We start from the raw sequence: 17,666 nt of genomic DNA on the forward strand, positions 1-17,666 counted from the left end.
CGAAGTGCGCGCATCCTGGGGGTGTACCTAGTTCATGCGTTGAAGTACCACCGGATCGAGTGGAAGAAGATCGGCGCAGCGAAGCACAGGGCATCGACGCGGTCGAGCAGGCCGTTGGCACCCGTCACGCCCACGCCCTTCTTGCCCCAGTTCGGAATGCCGCGGTCGCGCTTGAGCGCCTTCATCACCAGGTGCCCCATCGAGCCCGCGATGCAGGCGATGACCGACACCGCGAGCGCCTGGCCGAACTTGAACGGCGTGATGAACGAGAACAGCGCGCCCACCAGGCTCGCCACGACGATGCCGATGCCCCAGCTGGTCCAGTTGAAGCTGCGGCTCACGTTGGGCGCGAAGGGTGCGCGCTGCATGCGCCGCGAGATCAGGTGCTGCACCAGGACCGAGGTCTGCACCACGAACACCAGGAAGAAGACGAGGAAGGCGCTCTTGCCCTCGTAGCCCGGAAAGCTCAGCAGCAGCAACGCCGGCACGTGGCTCATGCCGTAGACGCAGACCATGATCCCCCACTGCAGCTTGGCGTTGCGCTCGAGGAAGTGGCTCGGGTCGTTGGCCAGCGCACTGGCCACCGGGATTGCGAGGAACACGTACACCGGGATGAACACGGTGAACAGGTCGAAGCGCGCGGTCGCCACCAGCCAGAACTGGATCGGCAGCACCACGAAGAACGCGAGGATCAGGCTGCGGTGGTCGCCGCGCCGCGTGGGCGAGAGCGTGATGAACTCGCGCAGCGCGAAGAAGGCGATGAGCGCGAACAGCACCGTGGCCACGGTCTCGCCGAGGGCCCAGCCGATCCAGAAGACCACCACCATGAACCAGGTCGTGCCCAGCAGCGCGCGGAAGTGCGCCAGCTCGGCCTGCCAGGCTGCATCGTGCACCGGGTTGCGGCGTTCCCTGAAGCTCAGGAAGAAGGCGGTGGTGCTCACGATCACGAGCACGCCGAAGACGATGAGGAAGAGCGCCGCGACCTGCTGGGTCGGACTGAGGTTGCGCAGGAACTGGTTCATGTCAGGCTTCCCGCCGGGCAGCCCGAAGGGAGGCCTGCGTCCCCCCGGGAGCCAGCGATACACGAAGTGATGAGCGTGGGGGCATTTCAGACGTCGCGCAATGCGATCACGGCGGCGCGCGCACGGTCGAGAAAAGGGCGGCGCTCCTCGCCTTCCTCGACGCGGATCGGCGCGCCGAAGGTCACGGAGCAGAGGATGGGCACCGGCACGATCTCGCCCTTGGGCATGACGCGCTGCACGTTGTCGATCCAGGCCGGGACCAGCACGACATCGGGGAACATGGTGGCCAGCGCATAGAGGCCCGACTTGAACTTCTGCGGCTCGCCGGTGTGGCCGCGCGTGCCTTCGGGAAAGATGATGATCGAGTCGCCGCTGCGCAGCGCGTCGACGAGCGGTGCAAGCGGGTCGGAAGCGGGGGGCGACGCGTCGGCGGGTGCTTCGGGTCCCAAGGAATCCGGCGCGGTGGGCGGCGGCGGGGCAGGGGGGTCAGGGAGATCGAGACGGCCCTGCGCTTCCGGCACCGCGTCGACAACGGCGGGTGAAGGCACGGGCATCGGTTGCAGCAGAGGCTCCATCGTGGGCTCGATGCGCCCGGCCTGCGGCAACGGTGCTTCCGATGCAGCCTGCACGGGTTCGATGCCGGCGGTTGCGGCAGCAGGGGCTGCTGCCGTCGCGGCACGCTCCACGTACACCGCGTTGAACACCTCCGTCGTGATCCAGCGCTTGACCGGTGTGTTGGCCCAGTAGTCGCGCGCCGCGATCGGGCGCGTGATGCTGCGCAGTTCCTCGGGCAGCGCGGCCCAGATCATGACGAGGTCGGCGTGGCTCTGATGGTTGGCGAAGTAGATGCGCTGCTCTGCCTTCGGCGGACAGCCATACCAGCGCGCCTGCGCGCCCGTGAGCAACCGTACGATCCCGAGCAACAACCAACCCGTGAGCTTTGCGAGCATATGGGCGCGATGATACGGGCCATGCGATGGCGTTTCGATCCTCTTTCCCTGGCGTGGGCGGTGGCCCTGTTCGTGTTGCTCGTGCTGCTGGCCACCGTCGGCGCACGCTGGGGGTGGCTGCGAAGTTTCTTCGGCGACGTGCTGGCCGTGGTGTGGGTGTACTTCGTGTTCAAGACCGCGATCGGTGCGCGCGTGCTGCCGCTGGCGCTGGCCGCGCTGGCCGTGGGATGCGCGGTCGAGCTGGGGCAGTACCTGGCGTCGGCGTGGCACCTGCGCATTCCGAACCGCGCGCTGCGCATCGTGCTCGGCAGCACCGCCGACTGGTGGGACGTGCTGGCCTACACGATCGGCTTCGCGTCGGTGCTGGCCCTCGAAGGCCTGCGCGATGCCGTCAGGGCAGTTCGGCCGAGGACATCCGCGCCATGACGGTCGACGCGCGTCCGCTCAGGTAAGGCGAGCCGGGCCGGCGCTCGAAGAACTTGGGACTCGGCAGCATCACCGCGAGGCGCGCCGCCTCGTTGGCGGTAAGCCGCGCGGCGGACTTGCGAAAGTAGTACTGGGACGCGGCTTCCGCGCCGAAGACGCCTTCGCCCCACTCGACGTTGTTGAGGTAGAGCTCGAGGATGCGCCGCTTGTCGAGGAACACCTCGAGCAGCGTGGCGAGCACCAGCTCCTGGCCCTTGCGCAGCATCGTGCGCTCGCCGGACAGCAGCAGGTTCTTGGCCAGCTGCTGCGTGATCGTCGAGCCGCCGCGCAGGCGCACCGGCTGCACCGGCTTGCCGCGCGCAGCCGCACGCGCGGCGCGCTTGGCGGCCAGTTCCTCGGCCTTGGCGTTGCGTTGGCGCGCGCGCTCGATGGCTTCCCACTCCACGCCGTTGTGGTCGACGAAGCCTGCGTCCTCGCTCGCGATGACCGCGCGCTTGAGGGTGTCGTTGATCTGCGCGTACGGCACCCACTCCTGCCGCCAGCCGCCTTCGCTGCCCTTGTGGATGGCGACCTGCCAGGCCTCTGAGCGCTGGAACGAGGTGCTCTGCGGATCGATCACCGCCATGGCCGCGATGCGCACCACGAAGAACAGCTCGAGCGCCACGCCCGCCATCACGAGGCAGGCGATGAGGCGCAGCAGGGCTTTCATTTCAGCTCGGCGCGCACTTCGGCCAGCACCTGCGCCGACGGCGGGCGCACGCCGCGCCAGATCTCGAACGCCTCGGCCGCCTGCTCGACCAGCATGCCGAGCCCGTCGCGCGCGGTCGCGCCGTGCGCCTCGGCCCAGGCCATGAAACCGGCCGCCGCGGGGCCGTACATCATGTCGACCGCGAGCCCGCCTTCGCGCAGCACGCTGGCGTTCACCGGCACCGCGTCTCCCGCAAGGCTGGAGGCGGTCGCGTTGACAACCACGTCGAAGCTGCCCGGCACTTCGTCGAGCGCCCAGGCCTCCAGCGACGCGCCATGGCGCAGCGCAATGGCCGCGTGGCGGCGCACCAGCTCGACGGCCTTGCCGACGGTGCGGTTGGCCACCACCACGCGCGAGGCGCCGGCGTCGAGCAGCGGTCCGAGCACGCCGGCCGCCGCGCCGCCCGCGCCGATCAGCAGCAGCGCCTTGCCGGCGAGCGGCACCGCCGCGTTGTGCACGATGTCGTTGACGAGGCCGATGCCGTCGGTGTTGTCGGCGTGGATGCTGCCGTCGTCCGCGAAGCGCAGCGTGTTCACCGCCTGCGCGAGCGTGGCGCGCTCGCTGGTGTGCTGTGCCAGCGCGGCGGCGTCGAGCTTGAAGGGCACGGTGATGTTGCAGCCGCGTGCGGTGTCGCCGCGTTCGGCGGCTTCCCGACGGAAGGCCGCGATGCCTTCGGCGAAGGCGCCGACCGGCACCAGCCGCCGGCCGTATTCGATCTGCTGGCCGCAGAGTTCGGCAAAGCGCGCGTGGATGCGCGGCGAGCGGCTGTGCTCGACGGGATTGCCCATTACACAGTACAGGTCCATGGCCCTTGTCTCCTGGCGCGCGGGCCGTGCTGCCGTTGCGCGTCGTCTGGTTACTGGGACGAGAGCTCGATGGTCTCGTCGCGCGTGAACTTGAAGCGCGACTGCAGCACGATCTGGTCGGTCTGCTTGCGCATGGCGTCGGTGAACTTGCCGAAGTTGCCGACGCTGCGCACGATCGCCTGTGCGCGCCTGTCGAGCGTGACGTCGCCGGAGCTTTCGTCGACCGCCGTGTCGAGCACGCTGCCGTCGTGGTTGATGGTGATGGTCATCTTGAGCTCGCCGTAGAGCTTCCTGCCGGCTGCCGTGGGGAAGTTCTCCGTGCCCTTGAGCTCGATGCGCCGGCGCAGCGAGTCGACGTAGATCGCGTAAGCGGCCTCGCGCGTGGCGGGGCTCAGGTAGCGCTTCTTGGGTCGCGCGTTCTCCTCGTTCACGCGGCGCTCGATCTCCGCGAGCAGCTCGACCATCTGGCGGCGCTTGTCTTCGCGTGCCGCGGCTTCGGTCGGGTCGCCGGCGTTGCGCGGATCGGGAACCGGCATGCTGGCCAGTTCACGCTTGAGCTGCGCGAGCAGCTGCATCTGCTGGGCCTGCATGGCCTCGACCTGGCGGCGCGAATCCTCGAAGGAGTCGCCCATGGTGGTGAAGCTCGACGGCGGCAGCGGGCTGGTGGCACGGCCCTTGTCGAGGTCGCCGCCGCCGGCCAGTGCGGTCTGCGCCATCACGCGCGCGCTGGGGTCGGGCTTCTCGTTGGTCTTGCTGTTGACCAGGATCACCTCGAGCGGCGTTTCGCTGAAGACCTTGTTGAACGATTCGGGATCGACGAAGCGCACCGCGAGCAGCGCGGCGTGCGCAATGACCGACACGCCCAGTGCAATCTGCAGCGTGCTGAGGTCCTTGAAGTTCATTCTCGAAATTCCTCCAGGGGACGCACTTCTCCGGACGATCCGCCGGAATTCATGCGGGCGTGTTTTCGGGCGCTGCCTCGCTGTCGTTCAGGTCGACGGCGATGGCGATCGGTCCTGCAACCACTTCTTCGTCCTCGTCGCCTTCCTCGTCGGCGGCCGCATCGGCCTTCGGCGTGTCGAGGCGTTCGAGCACGGTGCCGCTCACGTCGAGCGCGATCTCGTCGATCTCGCCGAGCTTCACGCGCAGGCGGGCGCCGCGCTCCTGCTGGCCCGCCACCGGAAACACCAGCGGCAGCGTCTCGGCACGCACCAGCGCGCCGTTCGGCAGGTCCTTGATGACGGTGGCCTCGAGTTCGGTGATGCCCTGCTGTTGCAGGTACTTCAGCGTCCAGAAGCGTTCCATGCCGCCCTGGTAGGCGTTGTACGTGGCATAGGCCGCATCGAAGCCCGACAGGATCGAGAAGAGGTCGGCGTCCTTCGGCTTGAACGGCGCGGCCAGCGCGGCGGTCTTGCCGTGCCGCGCGGCGGCGATGATCTGCCACTGGTTCACGAGGTCGGTGTAGCGGCGCAGCGGCGAGGTGCTCCAGGCGTAGCTCTTCACGCCCAGGCCCGCGTGCGGCAATGCGCGCGTGCCCATGCGCACCTTGATGCCGGGCGCGAGGCTCGCCTGGCTGCGGTAGAGGCCGGGCACGCCGAGCTCGCCGAGCCAGCCGCCCCAGCTGCTGTTGGCCAGGATCATGGCCTCGGACACGATCAGGTCGAGCGGCGCACCGCGCTGGCGCGTGCTGATCTGCACCTGCTCGCTGCCGGAGGGTTCGCCGTCGTTGCCGACGAGGCGGAAGTTGTAGTCGGGCCGGTTGAAGTTCTCGGGCTTGCCGCGCACCACTTCGCGCTGCGCCTTCAGCTGCTTCGCCAGGCGGAACAGGAAGGAGAGCGGGGCGCGCAGGCTGGCCGCGGTTTCGGGCGTGTGCTCGTTCTGGAACGCGGTGTCTTCGAGCCACTGCTGCGTGACGACGGTGTCGAGCTGGTCGTGGCGCAGGTTGGCGACGATCGGCACGCGTTCCAGCCTGGTTTCGGTACCCTGCAGCTCGAGCGTGGCTTCGTCGAAGCGTGCATAGAGCGACACCGCGGGGCGGTCGCCGCCTTCGAGCAGCGTGTAGGTGTCGACCACGTCGTCGGGCAGCATCGTGATCTTGTAGCCCGGCATGTAGACCGTCGACATGCGCGCGCGCGCCACGTTGTCGATGGCGCTGCCCGGCGTGATCGCCAGCGCCGGCGCCGCGATGTGGACGCCGACCGTGACGGTGCCGGTACAAAGGCCCTGCACCGAGAGCGCATCGTCGATTTCGGTGGTCTGGGAATCGTCGATCGAGAAGGCCTGGACGCCGGAGGCCACGGGCAGTTCGTCGACGATGGCGGGCGCCGCGAGTGCGGGGAAGCCGGTGCCCTTGGGGAAGTTCTCGAACAGGAAGCGCCGCCAGTGGAACTGGTAGGGCGAGTCGATCGCGCCCGCACGCTCCAGCAGGTCGAGCGGCGCGCGCTGCGTGGCGCGCGCGGCGTCGACCACGGCCTTGTATTCGGGGGCGTTCTTGTCGGGCTTGAAGAGGATCTTGTAGAGCTGCTCGCGCACCGGCGCGGGACACACGCCTTCGGCCAGTTGCCCGGCCCACTCGGCGATCTGCGCCTGGACGGCTTTCTTCTTCTCGATGGCGGCCAGCGCCTGCTGCACGATCTCGGCCGGCGCCTTCTTGAAGCGTCCCTTGCCTGCGCGGCGGAAGTAGTGCGGCGCCTCGAACACACCGAACAATGCGGCTGCCTGCTGGGCGAGCGACGGCTTGTCGGTGAAATATTCCGCGGCCAGTTCGGCAAAGCCGAATTCGCCTTCCGGCGCGAACTCCCAGGCGAGGTCGAGGTCCATGGTGGCGGCGAGCGTGCGCGCCTCGGCGATCAGCTCGGCGGGCGACGGCTTCTCGAAACGCAGCACGATGTTGGCGCCCTTGACCTTGACGCGCTTGCCCGTCTCGAGCTCGACCTGCGCCGACGCTTCGGCCTCCGACAGCACGCGGCCGCCGAGGTACTTGCCGGCTTCTTCAAACAATACAAACATCCCGCGATTGTCCCACGCTGAAAACCGGCGCGACCGAGTTCCAGGATGCCGCGGAACCGGCGTCGCCGGGCCGCGGGCATCGCCCCCTGCAACGGGGCTGGTGCAGCGGCACGAAGTGCGCGAAGCCGGGGGTGTGCCTAGACCGGGTTGATGAACGCCATCACGTCGTCGAGATGCGCCTTCTCGAAATCCGACAGGGCGTGGTCGCCGCCCTCGAGCAGCTTGATGTTGCTGTCGGGATAGCGGGCGGACATCTCGTGCCAGTCGAGCGCCTCGTCGCCCTTGGCGATGATCGCGAAAACGCGCTCGGGGCGCGTGAGCTGGCCGACTTCCATGGCGCGCAGCTCGTGGATGTATTCAGGACGGAAATAGAAGTGCTCGGACGGGTCGTGCCAGACGGTCTGGTCACCGATGTAGCGGGTGAGGTCGCGCGCCGGGTGGACGGCGGGGTTCAGCAGCACGGCGCGGCAGCGGGTCATGCCGGCGACGTAGGTCGCATAGAAGCCGCCGAGCGACGAGCCCACCACCGCCATCGACTTGCGCGGCCAGTGGGCGATGCCCTTCATCACCATGTCGATGGCGTCGTGCGGCGACGGTGGCAGCTGCGGGCACCACCATTGCAGATCGGGATGGCGTTGCGCGACGCGCTCCGCCATGAGCCTTGCCTTGGTGGAGCGGGGCGACGACCGGAAGCCGTGCAGGTACAACAGATGAGTGGTTTGCGGATCCATGCGAGGAAGAGACGCGAGGCGCTGACGTTGCACCGCGCTGGCCGGGACGAGGTAATTTTGCATGAGGTCTGTTCTCGCGAGGCCGCTTCCAACGTACAAAAACCCCGCTGGCCGGGGTTCTTCGGTAAAGATCGAGCCGATCCGTGCTCGGGGTGTGCGGACGTCCTGCTTGCCTGCGCAAGGGCGCGCTGCGTCTCAGGAACTCGAAAGTATTCAGGCCGGGGCCGACGCCGTCTGGCGGGTTTACGTTCGAGTTACTTTGCCTCTGCAAACAACGGCATTCGATGCAGTGCCGCCGGTGTCGTCCGCGCCGTCGAAAGGCGGCGCAAGTTTCATGGAGCGAACGGTCGTGCGCATCCCATGAACAGGGTATGCGCGCCCGAAGCTGCGGCGGGTGCCGCGGCTTATGCTTGCGCCCATGAACACTGAGGCCCCGCACGACGCGACGCCACGCCGATGGGGCGTGCTGGTCGTTGAAGACGACAGCCGCGCGCGCGCATTCTTCGAGGCGAGCGTGCAGCGCAGCCCGCGCCTTCTCTGGCTCGGCAGCGCCGGCACGGTCCAGGAGGCGCTGGCCTGGCTCGGCCGCACCACCATCATCCCCGACGTGCTGCTGGTCGATCTCGGCATGCCCGACGGCACCGGCCTGGACGTGATCCGCGACGCAGTCACGCGCTTTCCCGGCTGCGAGCCGCTCGTGGTCTCAGTCTTCGGCGACGAGGAAAACGTGCTCGCCAGCATCGAGGCCGGCGCCGTGGGCTACATCCACAAGGACGCCGCACCCGAGGACATCGCGCAGACCATCGTGGAGATGAAGGCTGGCGCCTCGCCCATCTCCCCCATGATCGCGCGACGGGTGCTTGCCAAGTACCGCAGCCTGCAGTCGGCGGCCGTGCCCGGCGTCGTGGTACCGGGCGTGCCGCCCGAGGCGGTTTCCGAGGACGCCGACCGCGGGCTGCTGTCGGGGCGCGAGCACGAAGTGCTCACGCTCATCGCGCGCGGTTTCTCGTACGCCGAGATCGCGCGGCTCAAGGGGCTGAGCGTGCATACGGTGCAGACCCACATCAAGAACCTGTACGGAAAACTCGCGGTGCACTCCAAGAGCGAAGCGGTCTTCGAAGCGACGCGGCTCGGCCTGCTGTCCCACCCGGGCTGACGGCAGATGCGGCGGTTGCGGCCGGGCCCGGCGTCGCTGTTGGCGTGGTGGCTGGCAGTGTTTCTCATCTCGGTCCTCGGCGCGGCGGGCGGGCTCTCGCGCGCCGCGGCGGCGGAAGCGCCGATCGAACTGCGGCACGGCACCGTGACGACCTCGGTCGACGGCCTCACGCGCACCGGCCCGGTCGAGCTGTCCTACCACTGGGACCGCGAGCACCACGGCCGTCCGGGTACGGCGAGCTTCGACCTGCCGTTCAGGCTGGATTCCGCGCCCGAAACACCATGGGGCATCTTCATTCCGCGCGTGGGCAGCGTTTTCGAGGTGCAACTCAACGACGCGCTGCTGCAGGTCTACGGCGACCTGGGCCACGGCAACGGGGGAGACTACGCCAAGGCGCCCATCTACGTGCCGGTGCCCGGCCGGCTGCTGCGCCAGGGCGACAACCACCTGCAGATCCGCATCCGCGCGGACAGTGCCCGCCGCGCGGGCCTGTCGCACGTGGTGATCGGCCCGGCAGCGCCGGTGCGCACCGAACTGTTCGAGAGCGCCTATGCGTGGCGTTTCACCGGCTCGGTGCTGCTCACCGCCTTCAGCCTGATGGTGAGCGGCATCGCGCTGGGCCTGTGGCTCACGCAGGTGGGGGCGCGCGACAGCGCAGGCTCCGGGCGCGACGGGATCTATCTGTGGGCCGCGCTGGCCGAGTTCTGCTGGGCCATCCGCGTGGCCGACGGCGTCATTGCCGATCCGCCGCTGCCCTGGGGCGCGTGGGGGGTGTTGATGGCCACCTGCTATGCGGGCTGGGCCGCTTCCGCCATGATGTTCTGCTACCACCTGGCCGGCTGGTCGGACAACGCTCGCCTGCGGTGGCTGCGCTGGCCGTTCGCCGCCGTGGTCGCCGGCACCGTGGCGGCGGCATCGCTCGCCCTGCACCGCGAGGAACCGATGTGGCTCACCGGCTGGCTGGCGCTGGAAATCGTGTTCATCGCCGGCTTCGTGACGGCGTTCGTCGTCGCCACGGCGCGGCGGCCGAGCACCGAGCAGTGGCTGGTGGCTGGCGCGGCCCTCGTGACGGTGGCCTTCGGCGCGCGCGACTGGCTGGTGATTCGCCTGAGCGACGCGTACGGCGAAACCACCTGGGTGCGCTATTCGTCGGTGTTCTTCGGCATCGCGCTGCTGCTGATCGTGCTGCGCCGCTTCCACGCCGCCACCGTACAGGCCCGCGGCTGGGTCTCGGCGCTGGCCGAGCGGGTGGCGCAGCGCGAGCGCGAACTCGCTTCCACGTATGCGGAACTCGAGGCAGCGGCGCGCGACCAGGCGCGCACGCACGAGCGCGAGCGCATCCTGCGCGACATGCACGACGGCGTGGGCTCGCACATCAGTTCGGCGATCCGGCAACTGCAGTCGGGCCAGACCAGCTCGAGCGACCTGCTGCGCACGCTGCGCGACTCGCTCGACCAGCTCAAGCTGTCGATCGATTCGATTCACCTGCCGCCCGGCGACGTCGCGGCGCTGCTGGCGGCGGCGCGCTACCGGCTCGAACCCCGGCTGGCGGGGGCGGGCATCGAGCTCGAATGGGCGGTCGAAGAACTGGCAATGGTCGACCGCCTCGACGCGCACGGCATGCGGCAACTGCAGTTCCTGCTGTTCGAGGCCATCTCCAACGTGCTGCAGCATGCCCAGGCCAGCGTACTGCGCATCGAGGCCGACATGGTGGGGCAGGCCGTGCAGCTGCGCGTGATCGACAACGGCAAGGGCTTCGATGCGGCCTGCCTGCCGCGGGCGCTGGCCGAGCGTGCGGGCGCCATCGGCGCGCAGCTGGCGCTCGAAAGCCGACCTGGCCGCACGGTCGTTCAGCTTTCTTTCGATTGAAGCGGCCGGCGGGGCGGGGATAATCCGCACCCATGTCTGCCGTGTTCAACCAGCCCTCCCTGGCGCGTCGCATTGCGCCCATCTTCCAGGGCTTCGACGGCTTCCTGGCCTTCGCCGTGCTGCTGCTCGCGTTCGCCGGGCTGCTGACCATGTATTCCTCGGGCTACGACCACGGCACGCGCTTCATCGACCACGGCCGCAACATGCTGCTGGCCGGCTTCATCATGTTCGTGGTGGCGCAGGTGCCGCCGCAGAAGCTCATGCTGGCCGCGGTGCCGCTCTATTCGATGGGCGTAGCGCTGCTGGTGGCGGTGGCGCTGTTCGGCATCACCAAGAAGGGCGCGCAGCGCTGGATCAACGTGGGCGTGGTGATCCAGCCCAGCGAAATCCTGAAGATCGCCATGCCGCTGATGCTGGCCTGGTGGTTCCAGCGGCGCGAAGGCCAGCTTCGCCCGCTCGACTTCGTGGTGGCGACCGTGCTGCTGGCGGTGCCGGTCGGGCTCATCATGAAGCAGCCCGACCTCGGCACCTCGCTGCTGGTGCTGGCGGCCGGGCTGGCGGTGATCTTTTTCGCCGGGCTGCCCTGGAAGCTGATCGTGCCGCCGGTGGTGATCGGCGCGGTGGCCATCACGCTGATCGTGGGCTTCGAGTCGCAGCTGTGCACCGACGGCGTCGACTGGCGTGTGCTGCACGACTACCAGAAGCAGCGCGTGTGCACGCTGCTCGACCCGAGCAAGGACCCGCTGGGCAAGGGCTTCCACATCATCCAGGGGATGATCGCCATCGGATCGGGCGGTGTCGGCGGCAAGGGGTTCATGCAGGGCACGCAGACCCACCTCGAGTTCATTCCCGAGCGCACCACCGACTTCATCTTCGCCGCCTATTCCGAGGAATTCGGGCTGGTGGGCAACCTGGCGCTGATCGCGTCATTCGTCCTTCTGATCTTCCGCGGGCTGCTGATCGCGGCCAATGCCTCGACCCTGTTCTCGCGCCTGCTCGCGGGCGCGGTGACCATGATCTTCTTCACGTATGCCTTCGTGAACATGGGCATGGTGAGCGGCATCCTGCCGGTGGTGGGCGTGCCCCTGCCGTTCATCAGCTACGGCGGCACGGCCATGGTCACGCTGGGGCTGGGGCTCGGCATCCTGATGTCGATCGCGCGGGCCCGCAAGCTGGCCCAGAACTGAGGATGTCAGGAACACCGAAGAACCGGCTCTGCCGGGCCTCCGGTGTTGCCCTTGGTAGGGGAAGGAGAAGCAACAAGAAGTGCGCGAATCCTGGGGGTGAGCCAGAAACACCGCGGAACCGGCTTCGCCGGGCCGCAGGTGTTGCCCCCGGCAGGGGGTTGGCGAAGCGACACGAAGTGCGCGCAGCCTGGGGGCGAGCCAAGGACTACCGCGGAAGCGGCTTCGCCGGGCCGCAGGTGTTGCCCCCGGCAGGGGGAAGGCGAAGCGACACGCAGCGCGCGCAGCCTGGGGGCGAGCCATAGAATCCCGGCATGATCTCCCGCGAACCCACCATCGAGCGCCTCGCCACGGCGCAACAGCTCCTTCTCGCGCCGTTCGGCCTCGACGAATCGCACCTGAGCAAGGCCCTGGCCGAGATCACCGCGCACCGCGTGGACGACGCCGACCTGTACTTCCAGTACACGCGCAGCGAAGGCTGGAGCCTGGAAGAGGGCATCGTCAAGACCGGCAGCTTCAGCATCGACCAGGGCGTCGGCGTGCGCGCGGTCAGCGGCGAGAAGACCGCCTTCGCCTATTCCGACGACATTTCCGAGGCCTCGCTGCTCGACGCAGCGCGCACCGTGCGTTCGATTTCCTCCGCCGGCCGCACCGCGCGAGTGAAGACCGCCGCGCGCAAGATCGCCGCCAGCCGCTCGCTCTACGACGGCATCGACCCCATCGCCACGCTCGACAGCACCGCCAAGGTGAAGCTGCTCGAGAAGGTCGAGAAGCTGGCCCGCTCGCGCGATCCGCGCGTGGCGCAGGTCATGGCGGGCCTGGCCAGCGAGTACGACGTGGTGCTCGTGGCGCGTGCCGACGGCACGCTGGCCGCCGACGTGCGTCCGCTGGTGCGCCTGTCTGTCACCGTCATCGCCGAGCAGAACGGCCGGCGCGAAGTCGGCTCCGGCGGCGGTGGCGGGCGTTTCGGCCTGGCGTATTTCACCGACGAGCAGATCGCCGAGTACGTCGACCACGCCGTCAAGGCCGCGCTGACCAACCTGGACGCGCGCCCGGCCCCGGCCGGCGAGATGACCGTGGTGCTCGGCTCCGGCTGGCCAGGCATCCTGCTGCACGAGGCCATCGGCCACGGCCTGGAAGGCGACTTCAACCGCAAGGGCTCCAGCGCGTTCTCGGGCCGCATCGGCCAGCGCGTGGCGGCCAAGGGCGTCACGGTGCTCGACGACGGCACCATCGCCGATCGCCGCGGTTCGCTCAATGTCGACGACGAGGGCAACGCCAGCCAGCGCAACGTGCTGATCGAGGACGGCATCCTCAAGGGCTACATCCAGGACGCGATGAACGCGCGCCTCATGAAGGTCAAGCCCACCGGCAATGGCCGCCGCGAGAGCTATGCCCACGTGCCGATGCCGCGCATGACCAACACCTACATGCTCGGCGGCGACAAGGACCCGCAGGAAATCGTTGCCAGCATCAAGAAGGGCCTGTACGCCACCAACTTCGGTGGCGGCCAGGTCGACATCACGAGCGGCAAGTTCGTGTTCTCCGCGAGCGAGGCCTTCTGGGTCGAGAACGGCAAGATCCAGTACCCGGTGAAGGGCGCGACCATCGTGGGCAACGGTCCCGACGCGCTCACCCGCGTGACCATGATCGGCGACGATATGGCGCTCGACACAGGCGTGGGCACCTGCGGCAAGGAAGGCCAGAGCGTGCCCGTGGGCGTCGGCCAGCCCACGCTGCGCATCGACGGGCTGACAGTAGGTGGAACGGCTTAGGCCTTAAGGCACTTGCCCGCTGTTTCCCTCGGTTGCTAAGCTGCGGCCCTTTTGCGAACGATGAGTTCGAGGAGCATTTCGATGGGGAACAGGATCAATTCGTCCGCCGTGCTGTGGGCCGTGACCGCGGTGGTGGCGCTGGCCACCGCCGGTTGCGCATCCAGGGGCGGTTCGGGCAGCCAGCCTGCAGCGGCACCCGCACCGGCCGCGGCTCCCGCTGCACCGGCACGCGGCGGCGCCAAGGCAGGCATGGACGCCCAGGGCAACGTGGTCGATTCCTCGAAGGTCGAGGCCGGCAGCGGCCGCACCGTGAAGGGCCTGAACGGCTACGAGGGCGAGATCACCGGCAACCCGGCGCGCAACAGCAAGTTCGCGCGGCTGCAGATCGGCATGAGCGCCAAGCAGGTCACCGACCTCGCCGGCCAACCCACCGACCAGGGCGCCTACGTGACGGGCAAGGCCTTCATCCCGTTCTATTTCGGCAGCGACCGCCATCGCTTCGAGATGACCTACAAGGGCCAGGGCCGCCTGATCTTCGCGGGCGGCGGCATGGGCGACTACTCCGCCGGCAACCTGATCTGGATCATCCACAACCCCAACGAATCGGGTTACCGCTGAAAACAACGAACGCCCGGCCGTCGAGCCGGGTTTTGTTTTTCCGTGCTACATTCCGCCCACATGTCCGCCCTCCGCGCTTATTTCTTTGCCTACTTTTGGTTCCCGGTTTCCGGCGGACGAGAGGCGAGCGCGTAAGAAGCACATACGAACACCCTCCCAAAACCGCCGGTGGCCTCAAGCCCCCGGCGGTTTTTTTTGTCCTGACGATTTCAATCCAACAAGGAAGCACCCATGAGCACGAACATTGCCCCCGCCAGCGACAGCTGGTATGCGAGCGTCGAAAAAACCAGCAAGACCGACGACGAACGCATCAAGGACATCAACGTGCTCCCCCCTCCCGAACATCTGATCCGCTTCTTCCCCATTCGCGGAACGCCCGTGGAGACGCTGATCGAAGGCACGCGCCGCAGCATCCACAACATCATGGCGGGCAAGGACGATCGGCTGCTGGTGGTCATGGGACCGTGCTCCATCCACGACCCGGCCGCGGCGCTCGAATACGCCCGCCGCCTGAAGGCCGAGCGCGAAAAGTACGCCGGCACGCTGGAGATCGTGATGCGCGTGTACTTCGAGAAGCCGCGCACCACGGTCGGCTGGAAGGGCCTCATCAACGACCCGTACCTCGACGAAAGCTTCCGCATCGACGAAGGTCTGCGCATCGCGCGCCAGTTGCTGATCGACATCAACCGCATGGGCCTGCCGGCGGGCAGCGAGTTCCTCGACGTGATCTCGCCGCAGTACATCGGCGACCTGATCGCCTGGGGCGCCATCGGCGCGCGCACCACCGAAAGCCAGGTGCACCGCGAACTGGCGTCGGGCCTGTCGGCGCCGATCGGCTTCAAGAACGGCACCGACGGGAACATCCGCATCGCCACCGACGCCATCCAGGCCGCGGCGCGCGGCCATCACTTCCTGTCGGTGCACAAGAACGGCCAGGTCGCAATCGTGCAGACCAACGGCAACCCCGACTGCCATGTGATCCTGCGCGGCGGCAAGGCGCCGAACTACGACGCCGCCAGCGTCGACGCCGCATGCAACGATCTCCAGGCCGCCAAGCTGCCGCCCACGCTGATGGTCGATTGCAGCCATGCCAACAGCTCCAAGCAGCACCAGAAGCAGATCGATGTGGCCAAAGAGATCGCCGCGCAGATCGCCGGCGGCTCGAACCGCGTGTTCGGGGTGATGGTCGAGAGCCACCTGCAGCCCGGCGCGCAGAAATTCACGCCGGGCAAGGACGAGCTGTCGGGCCTCGAATACGGCAAGAGCATCACCGACGCGTGCCTGGGTTGGGACGACTCGGTGCAGGTGCTCGACACGCTGTCGCAAGCGGTCAAGCGCCGCCGGGGCTGAAAGACGTTCTACAGCATGCCGGCCAGGTCGGGCCAGTGGTGCCGCATCGACGCAGCCTCGTCGCTGCCGGGCGGCACCAGCGAGAAGTCGGCGAAGTCGAAGCCCGGCCCGACCAGGCAGGCGACCAGCGTGTAGTCGCCCGAGCTGTGCCCCTGGATCGGCCGGGCTGCCTGCCATTGGCCGGCGGGCACGACGTGCTGGGGCCGGCTGCCATGGACGTCGACCGTACCCAGGCGAACATGGGCCGGCGCGGTTCGCATGGCGGCATCGCAGGTCCACAGCGCCAGCGGCACGCCTTCCAGGTAGACCCAGACTTCGTCCGACAGCACCCGATGCCAGCGGGAATGCTGGCCGGCCTCGAGCAGGAAGTAGATGCTGGTCAGCGCGCTGCGCGGCGCGCGGCCATCGGCCGGGATGACGCTCGCGGCCGATCGGAACACCTCGCTGTACCAGCCGCCCTCGGGGTGGGGCTGCAGCTTCAGGGTGTCGATCAGTTCGCGAGCGCGCGCAACGGCCATGGCGGTCATGATGCCGCCGGCGCGCGCAAGGCGGCAAGCAGTTTGTCGTGCACGCCGCCGAATCCGCCATTGCTCATGCAGACGATGTGGTCGCCCGGCCGCGATGCGGCCACCACCTGTTTCACCAGCGGCTCCATGGCGCTCGCCACCTGGACGCGATCGCCCATTGGCGCAAGTGCCGCCGCGGCGTCCCAGTCGAGGCCTGCGGTGTGGCAGAACGAGAGGTCGGCCGATTCGAGGCTCCAGGGCAGTTGGGCCGCCATCACGCCGAGCTTCATGGTGTTGCTGCGGGGCTCGAAAGCCGCGAGGATGCGCTCACTTTGCTTGCCGGCCGCGTCCAGCTTCCTGCGCAGGCCGTCGAGCGTGGTGCGGATGGCGGTGGGATGGTGGGCAAAGTCGTCGTAGACCGTGATCGCGCCGCCGGTCCGCTCGACCGTGCCGCGCCGTTCCATGCGCCGGCGCACGTTGCGGAAGCTGCCCAGCGCGCGGGCCGCCTCGGCGGGCGGTACGCCGACATGCTCGGCGGCGGCGATGGCGGCCAGCGCGTTCATCTGGTTGTGCAAGCCCGAAAGCTCCCATTCGACCCGCCCGACCACCTCGCCGCGCTGCACCACGTCGAAAGCGTCGTGCGAACCGCGGGCCTGCCATTCGCCGTTGCCTCCGAAGCGCGCCAGTTCGCTCCAGCAGCCCTGGGCCAGCACGCGTTGCAGGCTTTCTTCGGTGGCGTTCACCACCAGCCGCCCGCTCCCTGGGACGGTGCGAACCAGATGATGGAACTGGCGCTCGATGGCAGCCAGGTCGTCGAAGATGTCCGCGTGATCGAACTCGAGGTTGTTCAGCACTGCGGTGCGCGGGCGGTAGTGGACGAACTTGCTGCGCTTGTCGAAGAAGGCCGTGTCGTACTCGTCGGCCTCGATCACGAAGGCCGGGCCGTCGCCCAGCCGGGCCGATACGCCAAAGTCGAGCGGGACGCCGCCGACCAGGAAGCCGGGCGCCTTGCCGCCCTTCTCGAGCGCCCAGGCCAGCATCGACGTGGTGGTCGTCTTGCCGTGCGTGCCGGCCACCGCAAGCACATGGCGCCCGAAAAGCACGTGCTCGGCGAGCCACTGCGGGCCGCTGGTGTAGGGCTTGCCGGCGTCGAGAATGGCCTCCATCAGCGGAAACTTGGGGCTGCCGTCGGGCAGCCGGGCGCGCGAGACCACGTTGCCGACCACGAACATGTCGGGTGCGAGCAGGAGCTGGTCGGCGCCGAAGCCTTCGATCAGATCGATGCCGAGGGCGCGCAGCTGGTCGCTCATCGGCGGGTACACGCCTGCATCGCAGCCCGTGACCCGATGGCCTGCCTCGCGCGCCAGGGCGGCGACGCCGCCCATGAACGTGCCGCAGATACCCAGAATATGAATGTGCATCGGTCGATTCTAGGTAAGCGGATTGCATGCCCCGGTGGATGGCGGCGTGGTTGTCCTGCTCCCCCGTACTGATGTTCGTGTGAGGGACGTCTGCT

16 protein-coding genes are annotated in these 17,666 nt (G+C 68.3%); 7 read left to right on the forward strand and 9 right to left on the reverse strand.

Features of this window, described 5'->3' with window-relative positions; all coding sequences use genetic code 11:
* Window positions 1-32 precede the first annotated feature (32 nt).
* Together AACL56_RS07415 and AACL56_RS07420 are read right to left on the reverse strand one after the other, a co-directional pair.
* Complete coding sequence (locus tag AACL56_RS07415; RefSeq protein ID WP_339089180.1) at window positions 33-1,022, reverse strand: phosphatidate cytidylyltransferase; 990 nt, start codon at window positions 1,020-1,022, stop codon at window positions 33-35.
* Window positions 1,023-1,108: 86 nt separating this feature from the next.
* Window positions 1,109-1,972, reverse strand: coding sequence for a lysophospholipid acyltransferase family protein (locus AACL56_RS07420; RefSeq protein WP_339089181.1), 864 nt, complete (start codon window positions 1,970-1,972; stop codon window positions 1,109-1,111).
* A gap of 9 nt (window positions 1,973-1,981) precedes the next feature.
* On the opposite strand from AACL56_RS07420, the gene AACL56_RS07425 reads away from it, so the two are divergent.
* Window positions 1,982-2,398, forward strand: a complete 417-nt coding sequence (locus AACL56_RS07425) for a DUF2809 domain-containing protein (RefSeq protein ID WP_339092818.1) — start codon at window positions 1,982-1,984, stop codon at window positions 2,396-2,398.
* Here the strand turns inward: AACL56_RS07425 and AACL56_RS07430 are convergent.
* From AACL56_RS07430 to AACL56_RS07450, 5 genes are all read right to left on the reverse strand, one after another.
* Window positions 2,364-3,107 carry a transglycosylase domain-containing protein gene (locus AACL56_RS07430; RefSeq protein WP_339089182.1) on the reverse strand — a complete coding sequence of 248 codons (744 nt, stop codon included), beginning with the start codon at window positions 3,105-3,107 and terminating at the stop codon, window positions 2,364-2,366. The two genes, AACL56_RS07425 and AACL56_RS07430, sit on opposite strands and share 35 nt — an antisense overlap.
* Window positions 3,104-3,952 carry a shikimate dehydrogenase gene (aroE, locus tag AACL56_RS07435; RefSeq protein ID WP_339089183.1) on the reverse strand — a complete coding sequence of 283 codons (849 nt, stop codon included), beginning with the start codon at window positions 3,950-3,952 and terminating at the stop codon, window positions 3,104-3,106. The genes AACL56_RS07430 and aroE overlap by 4 nt, the downstream gene beginning before the upstream one ends.
* 50 nt (window positions 3,953-4,002) lie before the next feature.
* A complete protein-coding gene (locus AACL56_RS07440; RefSeq protein ID WP_339089184.1) occupies window positions 4,003-4,854 on the reverse strand; it encodes an energy transducer TonB in 852 nt (283 codons plus the stop codon).
* A gap of 49 nt (window positions 4,855-4,903) precedes the next feature.
* Window positions 4,904-6,961 (reverse strand): ribonuclease catalytic domain-containing protein, encoded by a 2,058-nt coding sequence (locus AACL56_RS07445; protein WP_339089185.1) that lies wholly within the window; start codon window positions 6,959-6,961, stop codon window positions 4,904-4,906.
* A gap of 137 nt (window positions 6,962-7,098) precedes the next feature.
* The gene (locus AACL56_RS07450) at window positions 7,099-7,692 is read right to left on the reverse strand and encodes a YqiA/YcfP family alpha/beta fold hydrolase (RefSeq protein ID WP_339089186.1); all 594 of its coding nucleotides are present in this window, start codon (window positions 7,690-7,692) and stop codon (window positions 7,099-7,101) included.
* Window positions 7,693-8,098: 406 nt separating this feature from the next.
* On the opposite strand from AACL56_RS07450, the gene AACL56_RS07455 reads away from it, so the two are divergent.
* The 6 genes from AACL56_RS07455 (at window position 8,099) to AACL56_RS07480 (ending at window position 15,644) form a co-directional block, all read left to right on the forward strand.
* The gene (locus tag AACL56_RS07455) at window positions 8,099-8,848 is read left to right on the forward strand and encodes a response regulator transcription factor (RefSeq protein WP_339089187.1); all 750 of its coding nucleotides are present in this window, start codon (window positions 8,099-8,101) and stop codon (window positions 8,846-8,848) included.
* A 57-nt stretch (window positions 8,849-8,905) separates the two neighbouring features.
* Window positions 8,906-10,717 (forward strand): sensor histidine kinase, encoded by a 1,812-nt coding sequence (locus AACL56_RS07460; RefSeq protein ID WP_339089188.1) that lies wholly within the window; start codon window positions 8,906-8,908, stop codon window positions 10,715-10,717.
* A 32-nt stretch (window positions 10,718-10,749) separates the two neighbouring features.
* Entirely contained in the window at window positions 10,750-11,904 is a 1,155-nt protein-coding gene (gene rodA / locus AACL56_RS07465) for a rod shape-determining protein RodA (protein ID WP_339089189.1), read from the forward strand.
* 311 nt (window positions 11,905-12,215) lie between these two features.
* Window positions 12,216-13,676, forward strand: coding sequence for a metalloprotease TldD (gene tldD, locus AACL56_RS07470; protein ID WP_339089190.1), 1,461 nt, complete (start codon window positions 12,216-12,218; stop codon window positions 13,674-13,676).
* Between the two features lie 81 nt (window positions 13,677-13,757).
* Window positions 13,758-14,294, forward strand: coding sequence for a hypothetical protein (locus AACL56_RS07475; protein ID WP_339089191.1), 537 nt, complete (start codon window positions 13,758-13,760; stop codon window positions 14,292-14,294).
* A 231-nt stretch (window positions 14,295-14,525) separates the two neighbouring features.
* A complete protein-coding gene (locus tag AACL56_RS07480) occupies window positions 14,526-15,644 on the forward strand; it encodes a 3-deoxy-7-phosphoheptulonate synthase (protein WP_339089192.1) in 1,119 nt (372 codons plus the stop codon).
* A gap of 8 nt (window positions 15,645-15,652) precedes the next feature.
* Here the strand turns inward: AACL56_RS07480 and AACL56_RS07485 are convergent, their stop codons facing one another.
* Complete coding sequence (locus tag AACL56_RS07485) at window positions 15,653-16,162, reverse strand: cupin domain-containing protein (RefSeq protein WP_425337051.1); 510 nt, start codon at window positions 16,160-16,162, stop codon at window positions 15,653-15,655.
* Between the two features lie 5 nt (window positions 16,163-16,167).
* Window positions 16,168-17,571 (reverse strand): UDP-N-acetylmuramate:L-alanyl-gamma-D-glutamyl-meso-diaminopimelate ligase, encoded by a 1,404-nt coding sequence (gene mpl / locus AACL56_RS07490; protein ID WP_339089194.1) that lies wholly within the window; start codon window positions 17,569-17,571, stop codon window positions 16,168-16,170.
* Window positions 17,572-17,666: the final 95 nt, after the last annotated feature.

It is taken from the genome of Variovorax paradoxus (assembly GCF_902712855.1).
GTDB lineage: Bacteria > Pseudomonadota > Gammaproteobacteria > Burkholderiales > Burkholderiaceae_C > Variovorax > Variovorax paradoxus_Q.